Origin of the sequence: Streptomyces sp. NBC_01460, assembly GCF_036227405.1 — a bacterium.
In the GTDB taxonomy this organism is placed as follows: domain Bacteria; phylum Actinomycetota; class Actinomycetes; order Streptomycetales; family Streptomycetaceae; genus Streptomyces.
The window spans coordinates 7,493,573-7,507,992 of record NZ_CP109473.1 but is presented as its reverse complement, the minus strand read 5'-3'; the positions used below and the strand labels follow the sequence as shown (position 1 = coordinate 7,507,992).

At 73.6% G+C, this 14,420-nt stretch carries 13 protein-coding genes; 5 read left to right on the top strand and 8 right to left on the bottom strand.

The window, feature by feature from the left end; genetic code table 11:
- Positions 1-49 precede the first annotated feature (49 nt).
- Genes OG488_RS33680 through OG488_RS33665 form a run of 4 tightly spaced genes read right to left on the bottom strand, consistent with a single transcriptional unit; the run spans position 50 to position 4,264 of the window.
- Complete coding sequence (locus OG488_RS33680) at positions 50-676, bottom strand: alpha-ketoglutarate-dependent dioxygenase AlkB (RefSeq protein ID WP_329236128.1); 627 nt, start codon at positions 674-676, stop codon at positions 50-52.
- 35 nt (positions 677-711) lie between these two features.
- A complete protein-coding gene (locus OG488_RS33675; protein WP_329236126.1) occupies positions 712-1,503 on the bottom strand; it encodes a phosphatase PAP2 family protein in 792 nt (263 codons plus the stop codon).
- The gene (locus OG488_RS33670) at positions 1,504-2,457 is read right to left on the bottom strand and encodes a YihY/virulence factor BrkB family protein (protein ID WP_329236123.1); all 954 of its coding nucleotides are present in this window, start codon (positions 2,455-2,457) and stop codon (positions 1,504-1,506) included.
- Between the two features lies 1 nt (position 2,458).
- Positions 2,459-4,264: a diacylglycerol kinase family protein gene (locus tag OG488_RS33665; RefSeq protein ID WP_406465768.1), complete on the bottom strand. Its 1,806-nt coding sequence runs from the start codon at positions 4,262-4,264 to the stop codon at positions 2,459-2,461.
- A 382-nt stretch (positions 4,265-4,646) separates the two neighbouring features.
- On the opposite strand from OG488_RS33665, the gene OG488_RS33660 reads away from it, so the two are divergent.
- The 5 genes from OG488_RS33660 (at position 4,647) to OG488_RS33640 (ending at position 10,558) form a co-directional block, all read left to right on the top strand.
- Positions 4,647-5,108 (top strand): DUF5709 domain-containing protein, encoded by a 462-nt coding sequence (locus OG488_RS33660; RefSeq protein ID WP_329236121.1) that lies wholly within the window; start codon positions 4,647-4,649, stop codon positions 5,106-5,108.
- 272 nt (positions 5,109-5,380) lie between these two features.
- Entirely contained in the window at positions 5,381-6,670 is a 1,290-nt protein-coding gene (locus OG488_RS33655) for an ATP-grasp domain-containing protein (protein ID WP_329236119.1), read from the top strand.
- On the top strand, positions 6,667-7,830 hold the full coding sequence (locus OG488_RS33650) for a GNAT family N-acetyltransferase (RefSeq protein WP_329236117.1): 1,164 nt from the start codon (positions 6,667-6,669) through the stop codon (positions 7,828-7,830). The genes OG488_RS33655 and OG488_RS33650 overlap by 4 nt, the downstream gene beginning before the upstream one ends.
- Positions 7,827-9,530 carry an ABC transporter substrate-binding protein gene (locus tag OG488_RS33645; protein WP_329236115.1) on the top strand — a complete coding sequence of 568 codons (1,704 nt, stop codon included), beginning with the start codon at positions 7,827-7,829 and terminating at the stop codon, positions 9,528-9,530. Before OG488_RS33650 ends, OG488_RS33645 begins: the two co-directional genes overlap by 4 nt.
- Positions 9,527-10,558: a GNAT family N-acetyltransferase gene (locus OG488_RS33640; protein ID WP_329236113.1), complete on the top strand. Its 1,032-nt coding sequence runs from the start codon at positions 9,527-9,529 to the stop codon at positions 10,556-10,558. Before OG488_RS33645 ends, OG488_RS33640 begins: the two co-directional genes overlap by 4 nt.
- Here the strand turns inward: OG488_RS33640 and OG488_RS33635 are convergent.
- The 4 genes from OG488_RS33635 to OG488_RS33620 are packed head-to-tail and all read right to left on the bottom strand — an operon-like array spanning position 10,510 to position 14,277.
- A complete protein-coding gene (locus OG488_RS33635) occupies positions 10,510-11,499 on the bottom strand; it encodes an EamA family transporter (RefSeq protein ID WP_329236112.1) in 990 nt (329 codons plus the stop codon). The two genes, OG488_RS33640 and OG488_RS33635, sit on opposite strands and share 49 nt — an antisense overlap.
- The gene (locus OG488_RS33630; RefSeq protein ID WP_329236110.1) at positions 11,496-12,800 is read right to left on the bottom strand and encodes a Cpe/LpqF family protein; all 1,305 of its coding nucleotides are present in this window, start codon (positions 12,798-12,800) and stop codon (positions 11,496-11,498) included. The genes OG488_RS33635 and OG488_RS33630 overlap by 4 nt, the downstream gene beginning before the upstream one ends.
- Positions 12,800-13,048 carry a ferredoxin gene (locus OG488_RS33625; RefSeq protein ID WP_386859006.1) on the bottom strand — a complete coding sequence of 83 codons (249 nt, stop codon included), beginning with the start codon at positions 13,046-13,048 and terminating at the stop codon, positions 12,800-12,802. Before OG488_RS33625 ends, OG488_RS33630 begins: the two co-directional genes overlap by 1 nt.
- Positions 13,045-14,277 carry a cytochrome P450 gene (locus tag OG488_RS33620; protein WP_329236108.1) on the bottom strand — a complete coding sequence of 411 codons (1,233 nt, stop codon included), beginning with the start codon at positions 14,275-14,277 and terminating at the stop codon, positions 13,045-13,047. The genes OG488_RS33625 and OG488_RS33620 overlap by 4 nt, the downstream gene beginning before the upstream one ends.
- Positions 14,278-14,420 lie beyond the last annotated feature (143 nt).

The following is a 14,420-nucleotide window of genomic DNA, read 5'->3' as shown; positions in this document are numbered from 1 at the left end:
ACATGCGGGGTGATCCTCCGACGGGAGCGGTCCGGCCGTCCGGCCCGCCTCAGCGCACCCCGCGGGTGCGGTACTGGACGCTGATCCGCGGCCCGCGGGCGTGCGCGGTCTTGGGCACGGCGTGCTGCCAGGTGCGCTGGCAGGAGCCGCCCATGACGATCAGGTCGCCGTGGCCCAGCGGCCGGCGCACGGTGTCGCCGCCGCGGCACGGGCGCAGCAGCAGATCGCGCGGGGCTCCGAGGGAGAGGATCGCCACCATCGTGTCCTCGTGCGAGCTGCGCCCGGTCAGGTCGCCGTGCCAGGCGACGCTGTCGCGCCCGTCCCGGTAGTAGCAGAGTCCGGCCGTGGTGAAGGGTTCGCCCAGCTCGTCGCCGTAGTGGGAGGACAGCGTGTCGCGGGCCTCGTCCAGGACGGGGCTCGGCAGGGTGTCCCCGGCGCCGTAGAAGGAGAGCAGGCGGGGCACGTCGACCGTCCGGTCGTACATCTGGCGGCGTTCGGCCCTCCAGGGCACCCCGGCCGCGAGCTCGGCGAAGAGCTCGTCGGCGCCGCTCAGCCAGCCCGGGAGCAGGTCGATCCACGCCCCGTCACCGAGGACCGTCCTGCGCACCCCGGTGAGGCGGCCGAGCTGCGGGCGGTCGGCCTGGTCGAACAGGGAACCCTGGAGATGAGCGGACATGGGGGCAAGCCTACCGCCCAATAGAACAAGCGTTCCTATCGGCGGGTGGGGTCGGTCCCCTCCGGGTCGTCGCCGTCGTCCAGCTCGGGCTCCAGGCCCTCGGCCACCTCGGTCCGGCCGAGGCCCGCGTCGGCACGCCAGGCCTCGAAGGACCAGCCGGTGAGAGCCACCACGGCCAGCCCCAGGGTCCAGCCGCCGACCACGTCGCTGAACCAGTGGACGCCCAGCGCGACGCGGGTGAACCCCACGCCCAGGACGGAGACGATCGCCACGGCCCAGCACAGAGGGCGGAGGCTGCGCCGGACCAGGGGCAGGAGCACGAGCAGCAGGACGGCGAACGACGTCGTCGCCGCCATCGCGTGGCCGGAGGGGAAGGAGTAGCCGGGGGCGTGGGCGACCGGGTCCGGGAGCGACGGCCTGGCCCGCTCGACCACCATCTTGACCAGCAGGCCGATGAGCCCTCCGGCCACCGCCGTGACGGCCGACCAGGCGGCGAGCCGCCAGGCGCGGCGGTACAGCAGCCACAGGGTGAGCACGGCCACCGCGGCGCGCAGCGTCACGGGATCCCACACCACGTCGGAGAAGAAGCGCAGGGTGCCGGTCCACGCCGGATGGTCGAGGGCGGTCCGGTTCAGCCACCGGGCGGCGCCCGCGTCGAGGCGCCGCAGCGGCAGCCACCCGCTCTCCACCAGGACGAGCAGGAGGCCGAAGAGGACGGCGGCGACGGCGGCGGCCGCCGCGGAACCGAACAGCCGGACGCCGAACCGGCGGTCGGCGTCCTTGCGCCTCCGCCGCAGCGCGGCCGGGACAGCGGGTCGTGCGGACATTCAGGCTCCAGGGTCGGGTTGTACGGGACCGGGCCGCTTGGCCCGCACCGCCTCCAGCTGGGCGGCGAAGGAGAGGCCGAGGAAGAGTGCGATGGAGGTGAGGTAGGCCCAGAGCAGCAGCGACATGAACGCCGTGAGCGGGCCGTAGACGGTGTCGAAGGAACCGCTGACCGCGAGGTAGAGGCTCAGCAGCCAGGTCAGCGTGGTCCAGAGCACCAGGTACACGGCGGCGCCGAAGGCCAGCCAGGTGTAACCCGGCTGCCGGCGCCTCGGCGAGCGGCGGAAGATGGCGCTCGCCGACAGGAGCACGAGGACCACTCCGGCGGGCCAGCGCAGCAGGTCCCAGGCGGACCGGGCGCCGGCGCTCAGGTCGTAGACGTCGACCACCGCGGCGACCAGGTCGCCCCCGGCGACCATCGCGACGAAGCCGATGCCGAGCGGGATGCCCGCGGTCAGCGACATCACCAGCCCTCGCAGGTACTTCAGGTGGAAGACCCGGTCGCGCTCGACCCCGTAGATGCGGTTGGCACCGCGCTCTATCTGGCACATCGCGGTCGTGGTGTTGGTGAGGGAGAAGACGAGGCCGAACCAGAGGGCGAGCTGGGCGCCGTCGTCGGCGTGCTGCCGGCTGCGGTCCAGGGCGTCGTCGACCACGTCGGCGCTCGGCCCCGCCGTGATGCGGTGGATCGTCAGCTCGGCCACCCTGCCCAGGTCCTCGGTGTGCAGGGCCGTGGACAGCCCGACGAAGGCGATGACCAGCGGCACCACGGCCAGCACGGTCTGCAGGGCGAGCGCCCGGGAGTGGCTGAAGCCGTCGGCGTACCGGAAGCGGACGAAGGAGTCGCGGAGCAGCGGCCAGCGGCCGTAGCGCCTCAGGGTGACGAGGGCCTCGTCACCGGAGAGCTCACTCCCGACCATGTCGCGGGTCTGCGGGACCCTGGTGGCGGTACCCATGTCACTCCCCCCTCTCAGGCAGGAGCACGGTCAGCGCGCCGGGCCTGACCTCGGCGGTGAGACGCCGGCCCGGGGTCACGGGGTCGCCGTCCAGCTCACGCTGTTGCGGGGTGTCGAAGCGGATGTCCGCACGGCGGAAGGTGAAGTACTCCACCGAACGGGCGCCGCCCTCGCCTCCGGCCCCGCTCCGGGGCCGCATCAGCGTGGTGACGGCGCTCAGCCAGCCTCCCGGGCCGCGCGGGTCGAGGATCATGAGGTCGAGCAGTCCGTCGTCGGGACGGGCGGCCGGGACCAGGGCGGCCCCGCCCTGCACCTTGCCGGTGTTGGCGACGAGCACCATCCGGGCGCTGCGGCGCAGGGGGCGCGCCCCGTCGAGGGCGACCGTCAGGCGCATGCGGGGGGCACGCAGCTCCCGCAGGCCCGCCATGACGTACGCGGGCCAGCCGAGCACGGCCTTGGCGCGGTCGCTGGTGCTCTCCAGCATCGCGGCGTCGAGACCGGCGCCGGACATCACCGTGAAGTGTGCGGGCGCCATGCCGTCGCCCTCGATCCGGCCGAGGTCGATGCGGTGGGGGGCGCCGCGCAGCGCCACGGCCAGGGCCTCCGCCGGCTTCACCGGGAGGCCGAGGTTGCGGGCGAGGAGGTTGCCGGTGCCGCACGGCACCACCGCGAGCGGTACGCCCGTGTCCGCCAGGGCGTCAGCGGCGGCTCGGACCGTCCCGTCGCCGCCGCAGACCACGACGAGCGAGAACCCGTCCCGCACGGCGCGCTCCGTCTGCCCCTCCCCCGGGTCGTCGGCCGTGGTCGGCACGAATTCCGCTCCGTGGTGCCCGTGGTCCTCCAGGACCCGCCGCAGATCGGCGCAGGCGCTCTCGTCGGTGACGGTTGGGTTGAAGACCACGGCGGTGCGGCCGGGCGCGGAGGCCACCGCACCCGCGGGCGCCGTCGCGGGGGACGGCGCGGCGGCGGGCACATGGGGGCCCGCCAGCAGCGCGCGGCCGACGATCAGCAGGGACAGCCCGCCGTTGAGCAGGCCCCCTGCGATGTCCGTCGGGTGGTGCATCCCCCGGTACGCCCGGGCGAGCCCCACCAGGACGGGCACGAGCAGCAGGAGCACCGCCACCACCTTGCGCCAGGGCCCCTTCGCCCGGTGCAGGACCAGGACCGCGAGGCCGGCGTAGAGGGCCGTCGCCGCACCGGTGTGTCCGGAGGTGTAGCTGGACGTGGGGGGCGAGGCGTCGAGCCGGTCGACGTCCGGCCGGGTGCGGTCCACCGCCTCGGTGATGACCAGGAACACCAGGGACTGGAGCGACACGGCGACCGAGAGGAAGAGCGCGTCCCGCCACCGGGGAAGCCGGGGCACCAGGAGCAGGGCCAGGCAGGCGAGCAGGGTGCCGGCGACGACCGTGACCGTGTTGCCCGCCTCGGACACGATCAGGGACACCGTGTCGAAGGTGCCGGTGCGGGCCCGCTCCAGCCCTTCGTTGACCTCGTCCTCGGAGGTCAGCGGCCAGACCCGGGCCGCCGGGCCGGTGAGGAGGAGACCGAGCCCCACCATCAGGGCGGCCTGGCAGACCGCCGTCGCGGCGATGACTCCCGCCGCACGGCCCATGCCCCCGGCGGTCTCCGGGGTCCCGCTCGCCGCGTCGGGGGTCTGCGGGGTTCCGGCCCCGGCCGCGGGGGCTCCGGCCGGGCGCGTCCCGCCTCTCGGGAGCGGCAGCGACGGTACCTGCTCGCCGGGGCTCGGCGGCAGGGCGGAGACGTGCCCGGTGAGGGCTGTACGTCTTTCCGGCAGGTCGGTCGGCATGGTGTTCCCGTCGTTCGGTGCCCCTCGGGCTACGCGTGGGACCGGGCTGTCACCCGGCGATTCGCCGTCTGCCCCCTCCTCGGCCCTCCAGACCTGCCACCGCTCCTGCGTCCTCCCCCGCGGGTGCGGGGCCGTGTCCCCACAGGTCGCAGCGGCCGGGTATAGGTCATAAGCTGCCGGGGTCGACGGGATGCGGCCACGAGGGCTCTGACCAGGCCTTCTGTTCTGTCCGGCCGTCGGCTCGCGTACCAGGCAGGGCGGGCGGCCATCCGGGAAAACCGCAGTACTGACCCGCTCCCCCGTGGGCAGGAGAGCGACGAAGCCGCACGCCCCACGTACGGGCGACGGCGGATACGGCATACCTCAAGGGAAGGAGCGCCCGATGCCGGAAGAAGGACGCGGTGACGACGTCTACCAGCCGGACGGTTCGGACTCGGACAACCGGCCGGCGGACGACCTCGACCCCGAGAACGTGATCGACGAACCCGACCTCGACGACATGCTGGACACGGGGTACTCCCCGCCGGAGAAGCCCCTCGGCGTGTCGAAGTACGGCACGACCGGCGAGGAGCAGCGGGAGGGCGAGTCCCTCGACCGGCGCCTCGCACAGGAGGTGCCCGAGGCGGACCCCTTGGCCGCCGTGGCCGACGACGGTCCGGAGGACAACGGCCCCGAGGAGGACGACGCCGGGGACGCGCGCGCCGGCCGCGTCGCCACGGCCGACGAGGAGCCCGGCACCCCCGCCCGCAACAACCGGGTGCTGGGCCGGGACGTCGGCATCGACGGGGGCGCGGCCTCCGCCGAGGAGGCGGCGGTGCACATCCAGGAGGACGACACGGTCTGAGCCGCCGGCAGCACGCCCGCGCCGGGTGCCCCCCGGCGGGGAACACGTACGGCCCGGAGGTCAGGGCCCCGCACCGGGGCTCGGACGTCCGGGCCGTACGCATGTCCGGGGGCTTTCCCGTACCCGGGCGTCCCCGGCACTCCTATGCGCCTCGAACGCCGCCTATGCGTCCTGCCTCCCGATGCATGGCACGGCCGGCCCGGAGACGGTTCAACTGAACCCCGAGAACCCGGAACCGGTCGATTGCACATCACCCACACGGGAGGCGTCCGATGACAACACCTCTGGCCGACTACGCGCAGTTCGCCGGAAAGCGGATCGCGATCGTCGAGCACATGCAGAACCACCCCTTCGTCCTGGGGCTGAAGCAGGCTCAGGAACACGGCCTCGAAGTGTGGCTGCTGACGGGTGACCGGTCCTGGTACACCCACGGACACGACTGGGACACCCACCCGCTGTCCATCGTGGACCAGGTCGTCGACGTCGACACCACCGACCTCGACGCGGTGCTCGCCGCCGTCACCGGCGAGGACGGGGCGCCGCTGGTCGACGGCATCACCTCGTTCTCCGACTACCACACGGAGCTCGCGGCACAGGCCGCCGCCCGTCTCGGGCTGCCCGGCCCCGACCCGGCCGCCGTGCGCACCGCCAACATCAAGGACCAGCTGCGGATCGCCCTCGGCGACGAACCGTTCAACATCCCTCACGTGCTGGTCGGCCACCGGGGCCAGCTGGAGGAGGCGGCCCGCCGGCTCGGCTTCCCGATGATCGCCAAACCCCCGGCGGAGGCGATCAGTTACGGCGTACGCAGGGTCGACGACATGGCCGGTCTCGTCGAGGCGTGGGAGGAGCTCTCCGCCGTCCGGCACAGCCTGCGCGGGCAGCCGCGCAGCGGCGAGGTGCTGCTGGAGCAGTACGTCGAGGGCGTGGAGGTCAGCGTCGAGACGATGACGGTGGACGGGCACACCCATGTCTTCGGCGTCACCTCCAAGGACCTCTTCGGCGATCCCCTCTACATCGAGTGCGGGCATACCTTCCCCGTTCCCCTCTCCGACGACGAGCGGGACGAGCTGTACCACGTGGTCCGCACGACGCTGGAGATGATCGGCTACCGGCACGGCCCCTGCCACACCGAGGTCAGGCGCACCGAGTCCGGCTGGCGGATCATCGAGGCCAACCCCCGTACCCCGTCGAGCTGCATGACCATGCTGGTGACCGACGTCACCGGCCGCAGCCCGATCCTCGACGCCTGGCTGCTCACCATCGGCGTCGCCCCGCCGATCGAGCCCGTCGTCCACCGCGGTGGCGCGGCCGTGCGCATGATCTACCCCGCCCGGCGCGGGACCCTGTCGCACATCGACGGGCTGGAGGCCGCGGCGGCGGTGGAGAACGTCCAGGTGCTGCTGCACGTCGAGAAGGGCGACCACCTGCTGCAGCGCATGGACAACTCCTCGTGCGTCGGCTTCACCTACTGCAACGGCCCCGACCGGGTGGCCGCCCAGGAGCTCGCGGACAAGGCCGCCGCCCTGCTGGACTTCGTCGTCGAGGAAGACCTCCGGTGAGCCCGTATACCGAGGGCTCGGACGGTGTGCGGCCGGTCGCGGACGCGGCCGGTCTCGAGGCGGCCGGGTGGAGCTCGCTGCTGGGGGCGGAGGACTTCTTCCAGACTCCCCGGTGGCTGACCGTGCAGGAGCACAACTCCGGTACGGCGATGGACTTCCTGGTGCGTGAGAGGGGAGGCGTCCCGGTGGCCGGGCTGGTCACCGCCTGGGCCGACACCTCGGTCGCCTGGCTGCTCGCCCGGCCGGACGCCATGCTGAAACGCGCCCTGGAGCAGGAGGTCCCCGAGGCGGCCGGTGTCCTGCGCGACGTCGCCGGGGGCGATCCGGACAGCTTGCTGCCCTCGCTGGTCTGCGGAGGGCGGCACCTCGGCCGCACCCGGGCGCTCGCCTCCGCGGACGCCGCCGAGGACGACCTCGCGGCCCTGGTGGGGAGGGCGGAGACCATGGCGGCGGACCGGGGGGCGGCCACCGTCTGCTTCCCGCACGTCGACGTACGGGACACCTCACTGGTCGCCCTGCTGGAGAAGCGGGGCTACCACCACCACCCGTCCGACCACTACGCCTGGCTGGACATCCCGCCGGGCGGCTTCGAGCAGTTCGTCGAGGAGATGAGCGCCCACCGCCGCCGCCGGGTCCGCCTGGAACGCCGGGCGCTCGCGGAGGCCGGTGTCGAGGTGAACGTCGAACCGCTCACCCAGGCGCTCGCCCCCCGCCTCGGGCAGCTCGACGCCAACCTCCTGCGGAAGTACGGGAATCCGGCCAGCGACGAGGGCTCCGCCCGCATGATCGGCCGGATCGCCGAGATCATGGGCGACGACGTCCTGGTGTCCGTGGCCCGGCAGCGCGGCAGCATCATCGGCTTCGGCATGGTGCTGCGGTCCCGGGCCCGCGGCGAGGAGCAGTGGTACGGCCACCGCGCCGGGTTCGACTACGAGGCCCAGGGCAAGCTGCCGCTCTACTACGACGTCCTCTACTACGAGGTGCTGGACGCCGCCGCCAAGGAGGGCGCCACCGTCCTGCACGCCGGGATCGGCAGCGTCCAGGCCAAACTGGCCCGCGGCTGCGCGGTCAGCGAGCAGCGCTCCTACCTGCTGCCGCTGCCCCGTACCGGAGACACCGCGGGCACGCCCGCCGACGACCGGGAGACGACCACACGATGAGCCCCGCCACCGATCTCCAGGAAGGCGGCGGCTGGAACGCCGCCGTCGGAGCGAGCGTCGCCCCCTCCGGCCGTCGCGGGGGCACCCTGCGACTGGTCTCGTCGGCCGACGTCGACTCCCTGGACCCCGCGAGGACCTACTACGTCTGGGTGTGGCTGCTGCAACGCCTCCTCAACCGCACGTTGATGGCGTACCCCACCGACCCCGGGCCGGCGGGCCTGGTGCCCGTCCCGGACCTCGCCGAGGGGCCCGGGGTGGCGAGCGACTCCAACCGGACCTGGACCTACCGGCTCCGCGAGGGCGTCCTCTTCGACGACGGCACCCCGGTGACCTCGGCCGACGTGCGGTACGCCGTGCAGCGGATCTTCGCCCAGGACGTGCTCCCCGGCGGCCCCACCTATCTGGTGCCGCTCCTGGACGACCCGGACCGCCCGTACGCGGGGCCCTACCGGGACGGCGAGGACGGCCTGCCCGCCGTGCTCACCCCGGACGCGCGCACGATCGTGTTCCGGCTGCGCACCCCGTTCTCCGACTTCGACCATCTGATGGCCCAGCCCTGCGTCTCCCCCGTCCCGCGGCACGCCGACACCGGGGCCGCGTACGGCGAGGACCCGCGCTGCACCGGCCCCTACCGGGTCGCCGAGCACCGGCCGGGCAGCAGGCTCCTCCTGGAACGCAATCCCCACTGGGACCGTGCCACCGACCCCGTGCGGCCCGCGCTCCCGGACCGGGTGGACGTCACCATCGGCCTCGACCTCGACGACATGGACGAGCGGCTCGTCGCCGGCGAGTTCGACATCAACCTGGAGGGCCGCGGCCTCCAGCACGCCGCCCAGGCCCGCCTGGCCGGGGACCCGGTGCTGCGCTCACGCACCGACAACCCGAAGACGAGCTTCCTGCACTTCGTCTCGCTCCAGCCGCACATCCCGCCCTTCGACAACGTGCACGTGCGGCGGGCCGTGCACTACGCGGCCGACAAGATCCTGCTCCAGGAGGCCCGCGGCGGCCCGGTGACCGGCGGCGATCTGACCACCGCGCTGTTCCCGCCGAGGCTCCCGTCCCACCAGCCGCTGGACCGCTACCCGACCGGGCCCGATCTGCGCGGCGACCTCGACGCCGCCCGCGCCGAGCTGGCGGCCGCCGGGCTGCCCGACGGCTTCGACGCCGTCATCGGCACCCAGCGCGGGAAGTTCCGACTGGTCGCCGACGCGGTCGTGGAGTCGCTCGCCCGGGTCGGCATCCGGCTGACCGTCAAGGAACTCGACGTCGCGACGTACTTCAGCCAGGGCGCGGGCTCACCGGAGACGATCCGCACGCACGGGCTCGGTCTGATCGTCACCGACTGGGGCGCCGACTTCCCCACCGAGTACGGCTTCCTGGCCCCTCTGGTGGACGGCCGGCTGATCCGCCCCGGCGGCGGCAACTGGAACATCGCCGAGCTCGACGACCCGAAGGTCAACGAGCTGATCGACACCGGGCTGCACACCGCCGACCCCGCCGCCCGCGCCGAGCTCTGGCGGGAGGTGGAGCGCCGGGTCATGGACCACGCGGTGATCCTCCCGCTGGTCCACGACAAGACCCTGCACTACCGGGGCCCCCGCGCCACCGATGTGTACGTCCACCCCGCCTTCGGCCTGTACGACATCCAGGCCATGGGCGTCCTCGACGATTCCACCGACCGGGAGACCGACACCGTATGAACGACGCAGCAGCGGACCTCCGCTTCGTCCCGCTGGACGCCGGCGACACCGCCACGCTGGACGCCTGGCTCCGACTGACCGAGGACGGCGCGGACGGCGTCCCGCTGTCCGCCGCCCCGCCCTGCGAGGCCGACCTGGCCGGCTCGGTGCGCTTCGCGCCGCCGGGCACCGCGCTGGCGGGCGAGGTCGCCTTCCTGGACGGTGAGGCGGTCGGCGCGGTCCGTCTGGTGCTCCCCGACGGAGCGCCCGTCGCCGTCGTCGACCAGCTGCTGACCGCGTCCAAGGAGCGCCGTCAGGGCATCGGGACCGCCCTCGTCGGGCGGGCCCGTGCCCTGGCAGGGGACCACGGCCGCACCCTCCTGGTCGCCGACGTGGTCCAGGCGCTGCCGGGCGGGCCCGCCCGGGACGAGGGCCCGGCCGCGTTCGCGGCCGCGGTGGGCGCCACCCCCGCCGACGGCCCGGAGGGCGTCCACCAGTGGCTCGACCTGGCCCGGCACGACCCGCTGGCCGGCGGCGTCCCGGAGGTCCCGGCCGGCTACCGGCTCCAGCGGTGGGGGACCATCACCCCCGACGGGTTCGCGGTCGCCGTGTCGGAGCTCGGCCAGTCGCTCGGCGAGAGCCGCCCGGAGACCTGGGGGGAGGGCCCCGAGGCGATCCGCACCAGCCATGTGCGGCGCTACGAGCGGATGCGGGTGGGCCGCGGCCGGCGCGCGTACCACGTGGGCGTCGTGCACGAGGAGACCGGTGAGCTCGCCGGCTTCACCAGCGCCTCCAAGACCACCGGCAATCCGGAGCACCTCCTCCAGGGCATGACGGTGGTGGCGGCCGGGCACCGCGGCCACGGCCTGGGGCTGCTGCTGAAGCTCGCGAACCTCGCCCACGTGCGTGAGTACGAGCCCTCGGTGCGGCTGATCGAGACGGCCAACGCCGATGACAACCGTCCGATGATCGCCCTCAACGAGGCGATGGGCTTCGTCCCTCAGGAGCGCTTCGTCTCCTGGGAGGTGCCGGTCGTCCCCGCCGGCTGACCGTCCGGCGGCCGTTCCCCGCCCCCTCCGGGGACGCGGGGGGCGGCCGCCGCGCGCGTGCGCTCCCGGAGGAAGCGGGGCAGCCAGCCCGTGCCGAGCAGCACCCCGGCGACCACGACGACCCCGCCGGCCACCGCCCATCCGGTGGGACGCTCGTGCAGTGCCAGCCAGGCGCCGGCCATGCCGACGACGGGAACCAGCATCGAGAACGGCGCGACGACACCCGCCGGGTAACGCTTGAGCAGGGCCGTCCAGATCCCCGAGCCGACGACGCTGCCCACCACCGCGATGAAGACGACCGCGGCCAGGCTCGGCCAGCCGTCGGGGCCGAACGCCGATCCCAGCGCCCTCCACCCCGTGCCCGGGCCCTCCATCACGGCGGACAGCGCGAGCAGCGGCACCGGCGGGACGACCGCCATCCACAGCGCGAAGCGCAGGGGGTACTCCGGATTCGCCCGACGGCTGGCCAGATTGCCGACGGCCCAGCCGAGCGCCGCCAGCACGGTCAGCACCAGCGGCAGGAGCGGTGCCGTGCCGGCCCGGTCGACCGCGATCACCACCATCCCCGCCACCGCCAGTCCGATGCCGGCCAGCTGCCGCCCGGTGACCCGCTCGCGCAGGAGCAGCGCACCGAGCAGGGCCGTGAAGGGGGCCGATGCCTGCACCACCACGGACGCCAGACCCGACGGCATCCCCTGGTCGATGGCGAGGAAGAGCAGACCGAACTGGGCCACGCCGAAGCCCAGTCCGTACCCGAGCAGCCAGCGCAGCGGCACCCCCGGGCGCGGCACGAACAGGACGACCGGCACTGCCAGCACCAGATAACGCAGCGCCGCCAGGAAGAACGGCGGGAAGTGGTCGAGGCCGACGCGCACCGCGAGGAAGTTCAGCCCCCAGAGCACGGCCACCAGGACCGCCAGCGACCGGTCCCGGGCGGTCACCGGGAGGTACCGGAGAGCAGACCGGACTCGATGACCCGGCCGCCCGTCCCCCGGAGGAACTGCCCGTCGCCGATGAGCTTCTGGTCGTCGGCGCACTGCTGGAGCACGAGCGTGTACCGGACTCCGTCGGGGTCCTCCAGCAACCAGCAGAACATCATCACGCCGGGGCACGAACCTCCCTTGAACACCACGCGCGGCCACCGGGCGGAGTCGACCGGGACCCCCGGGTACGCCGTCAGGATGTCGTCGACGACCCCGCTCGGGTCCGCCGCCCCGTCCTCGGCCAGAGCGGTCAGCACCCGGGACACGTCCCACGCGCTCATGTGCCAGTCCAGGCCCAGCTTGTGGACCGTCGTGCCGAGATCGGAGCCGCGCACGGTCATCGGGCCGGCGATCCGCTCCAGCAGGCGCCTGCGGCCGGCCTCGTCCGCGGACGCCCACTCGGCACGCGTCTCCGGTGCGCCCCAGCCGATCTCGAACACCTCATGGCTCGTCAGGAACGGCCGCAGCAGCGCGGGTTCGCTGTGCCCGCCCGCCACGACGGCCCGCTCCACCGCATCCCGGCCCAGCAGGTCCTGGATCAGGTCGGCGGCGGTGTTGTCGCTCATCGCGATCATCTTGTACGCCGTCTCGCGCACCGGGACCCGGGAGCCGTCCGGCAGTTCCTGCATGTCGCCGGTGGGGAGGCTGCGCAGGGCCGGCCGTACCGTCACCTCGTCGTCCCACCGCACGCTGCCGGCGGCCACCGCCTCGGCCAGCGCCCGCATCAGGTACAGCTTGTACGAGGAGCCGTTGGGCATGGGCCGGTCGGCGTCCTTGGCGTACAGCGTCTCGGCCGCACCGCCGTCCGCCCGGGTGACCAGCGCGGACCAGGTCACCCCCGGCTGCTCCAGCGCCCGCTCCAGGTCCTCCCACGTGCGCACCGGCGGTGTCACCGTCTCGGGCCCCAGGTGCAGGACGCGGATCAGTCCGGAGGAGTCGAGCGTCAGCGACAGCGTCGAGCGGACTCCGGTCGGGCCCTCCAGGGTCACCCAGGACTTGTGGGCCACCGGCTGGTAGTCGGCGACGGTGAACGGGCCCTGTCCGCGCCACTGTTCGACCGTCGCCGAGAATCCCTGGGGGTGGCGGGCGAGGAAGACGGGGACGAAGGCCCCGGACAGGTCCTCCTCCGCCGGCGCCTCGGGGGCGGTGAGCAGCTCCACCGCCCAGCGGGTGCGGCGTCCCAGAGGAGTGCCGTCCGCGTCGAGCGCGGCCTGCGCGTCCGGGCTGGCGGAGGCGTCGGAACCGGACAGATCGATCATCATCGCTCCTCGGCGGCCGTTGCCGACCGGTGGGGTCGGTCCTCGGTGACTGTGATGGCCGTACACGGGCAGAGGTCGGCGCACAGCCGGACCGTCTCGTGCAGTTCGGGCGGGGGTTCGGTCAGGAGCAGGACCACCGTGCCGGTGTCGGGGTCCTGGTCGAAGACCTGCGGCTCCGTCGCCGCGCACCGGCCCATCGCGCAGCAGGCGTCCGTGTCCACGGCCACGGTCAGCCGGCCGGTGCTCACCAGGTCACCGGCAGCGCGCCGATCCCGTAGCTGGACACCTCGTGCCGGAAGTCCAGTTCGTCGAACGGGACGGCGAGCCGGGCGCCCGGCATCCAGCGCAGTACGGCGGCCAGCATCTCCTCCAGCTCGACCTTGGCCAGCCACTGGCCGAGGCACTGGTGGATGCCGTGGCCGAAGGCGAGATGACGGCGGGCGTCGCGGCCCGGGTCCAGGGTGTCGGGGTCGGGGAAGACCGACCCGTCGCGGTTGCCGGCCGAGAGGGACACGACCACGCCCTCGCCGGCCCGGATCGTCACGTCGCCCAGCTCCACGTCCTCCAGCGCCGCACGGGCGAGGCCGTTCTGCACGATGGAGTGGTAGCGCAGCAGTTCCTCGACCGCCTTCGGCAGCAGCTCGGGGTCCTTGGCCAGTGTGTCGGCCAGCCCCTGGTCGGTGACCAGGCTCAGCAGGCTGAGGCTCGCCTGGCTGGTCGTCGTCCCGTGTCCGGCGACGAGCAGCAGCCGGCACATCGGGACCATCTCCTCGACGGTCAGGTTCCCCGTGCGGACCTGGTCGACGACGAGACGGCTCAGCAGGTCGTCGCCCGGCTCGGGCATCCGCATGCGCTCCTCGACCACGTCGCGCAGCAGGCCGTCCAGCTCGTCGCGGGCTGCGGCGACCTGTGCGGGCGGATAGCCGCGGTCGATGAGGATGCCCGCCCGGTTCTCGATCAGCTCGCGCTGCTCGTCGGACACCCCGAAGAGCAGGGCGATCACCCGGGAGGGGACGGGGATCGTCAGCCCGCGTACCAGGTCCACCGGACGCTCGCCCGCGGTCAGCTCGCCGAGCATCTCGTCCAGGTGCTCCCGCAGCACGGGCCGCATCGCTTCGGCCCTGCCGTGCAGGAAGTCGCGGGTGAGCATGGACCGCAGCCGCGAGTGGTCGGGGTCGTCCATGCGGATGAAGGAGGCGGTGTGGGGCTTGTCCCGCACCAGGGGGGACGTGGTCGTCATCATCGGGAAGCCGGGGGCGCTGGTCACCGCGGTGAACCTGCGGTCGCCCAGCACCGCGCGGACGTGCGGATGCGCCGTCACCAGCCACACCTGGGCCCCGTCCCACATCGTGATGCGGCTCGCGGCGGGGCCGGACCTCAGCAGGGCGAGCGGCGGTGGCGGATCGATCGGGGAGACGCGCTCCATCGGGTAGGGCGGTGCCGCTGTCGCCTTCGGGGATGCTGCGTCCTGCGTCATGGGTCCCACCTATCGCTGCACGGGCATGCCGACGTGAAGTAGCGGCCCCATCCTCACCGTCCTCGTCACGCCTCCCCTTCGGGGCGGCCGGACCTGCATAACCGGCCACGAACGCACATAACAGGGGCCGCCGGTAGCCGTTC

Excerpts from the sequence above, each read along its gene's own strand:
- OG488_RS33680 (WP_329236128.1), bottom strand. The coding sequence starts at position 676 with ATGTCCGCTCATCTCCAGGGTTCCCTGTTCGACCAGGCCGACCGCCCG.
- OG488_RS33675 (WP_329236126.1), bottom strand. The coding sequence starts at position 1,503 with ATGTCCGCACGACCCGCTGTCCCGGCCGCGCTGCGGCGGAGGCGCAAG.
- OG488_RS33670 (WP_329236123.1), bottom strand. The coding sequence starts at position 2,457 with ATGGGTACCGCCACCAGGGTCCCGCAGACCCGCGACATGGTCGGGAGT.
- OG488_RS33665 (WP_406465768.1), bottom strand. The coding sequence starts at position 4,264 with ATGCCGACCGACCTGCCGGAAAGACGTACAGCCCTCACCGGGCACGTC.
- OG488_RS33660 (WP_329236121.1), top strand. The coding sequence starts at position 4,647 with ATGCCGGAAGAAGGACGCGGTGACGACGTCTACCAGCCGGACGGTTCG.
- OG488_RS33655 (WP_329236119.1), top strand. The coding sequence starts at position 5,381 with ATGACAACACCTCTGGCCGACTACGCGCAGTTCGCCGGAAAGCGGATC.
- OG488_RS33645 (WP_329236115.1), top strand. The coding sequence starts at position 7,827 with ATGAGCCCCGCCACCGATCTCCAGGAAGGCGGCGGCTGGAACGCCGCC.
- OG488_RS33640 (WP_329236113.1), top strand. The coding sequence starts at position 9,527 with ATGAACGACGCAGCAGCGGACCTCCGCTTCGTCCCGCTGGACGCCGGC.
- OG488_RS33630 (WP_329236110.1), bottom strand. The coding sequence starts at position 12,800 with ATGATCGATCTGTCCGGTTCCGACGCCTCCGCCAGCCCGGACGCGCAG.
- OG488_RS33620 (WP_329236108.1), bottom strand. The coding sequence starts at position 14,277 with ATGACGCAGGACGCAGCATCCCCGAAGGCGACAGCGGCACCGCCCTAC.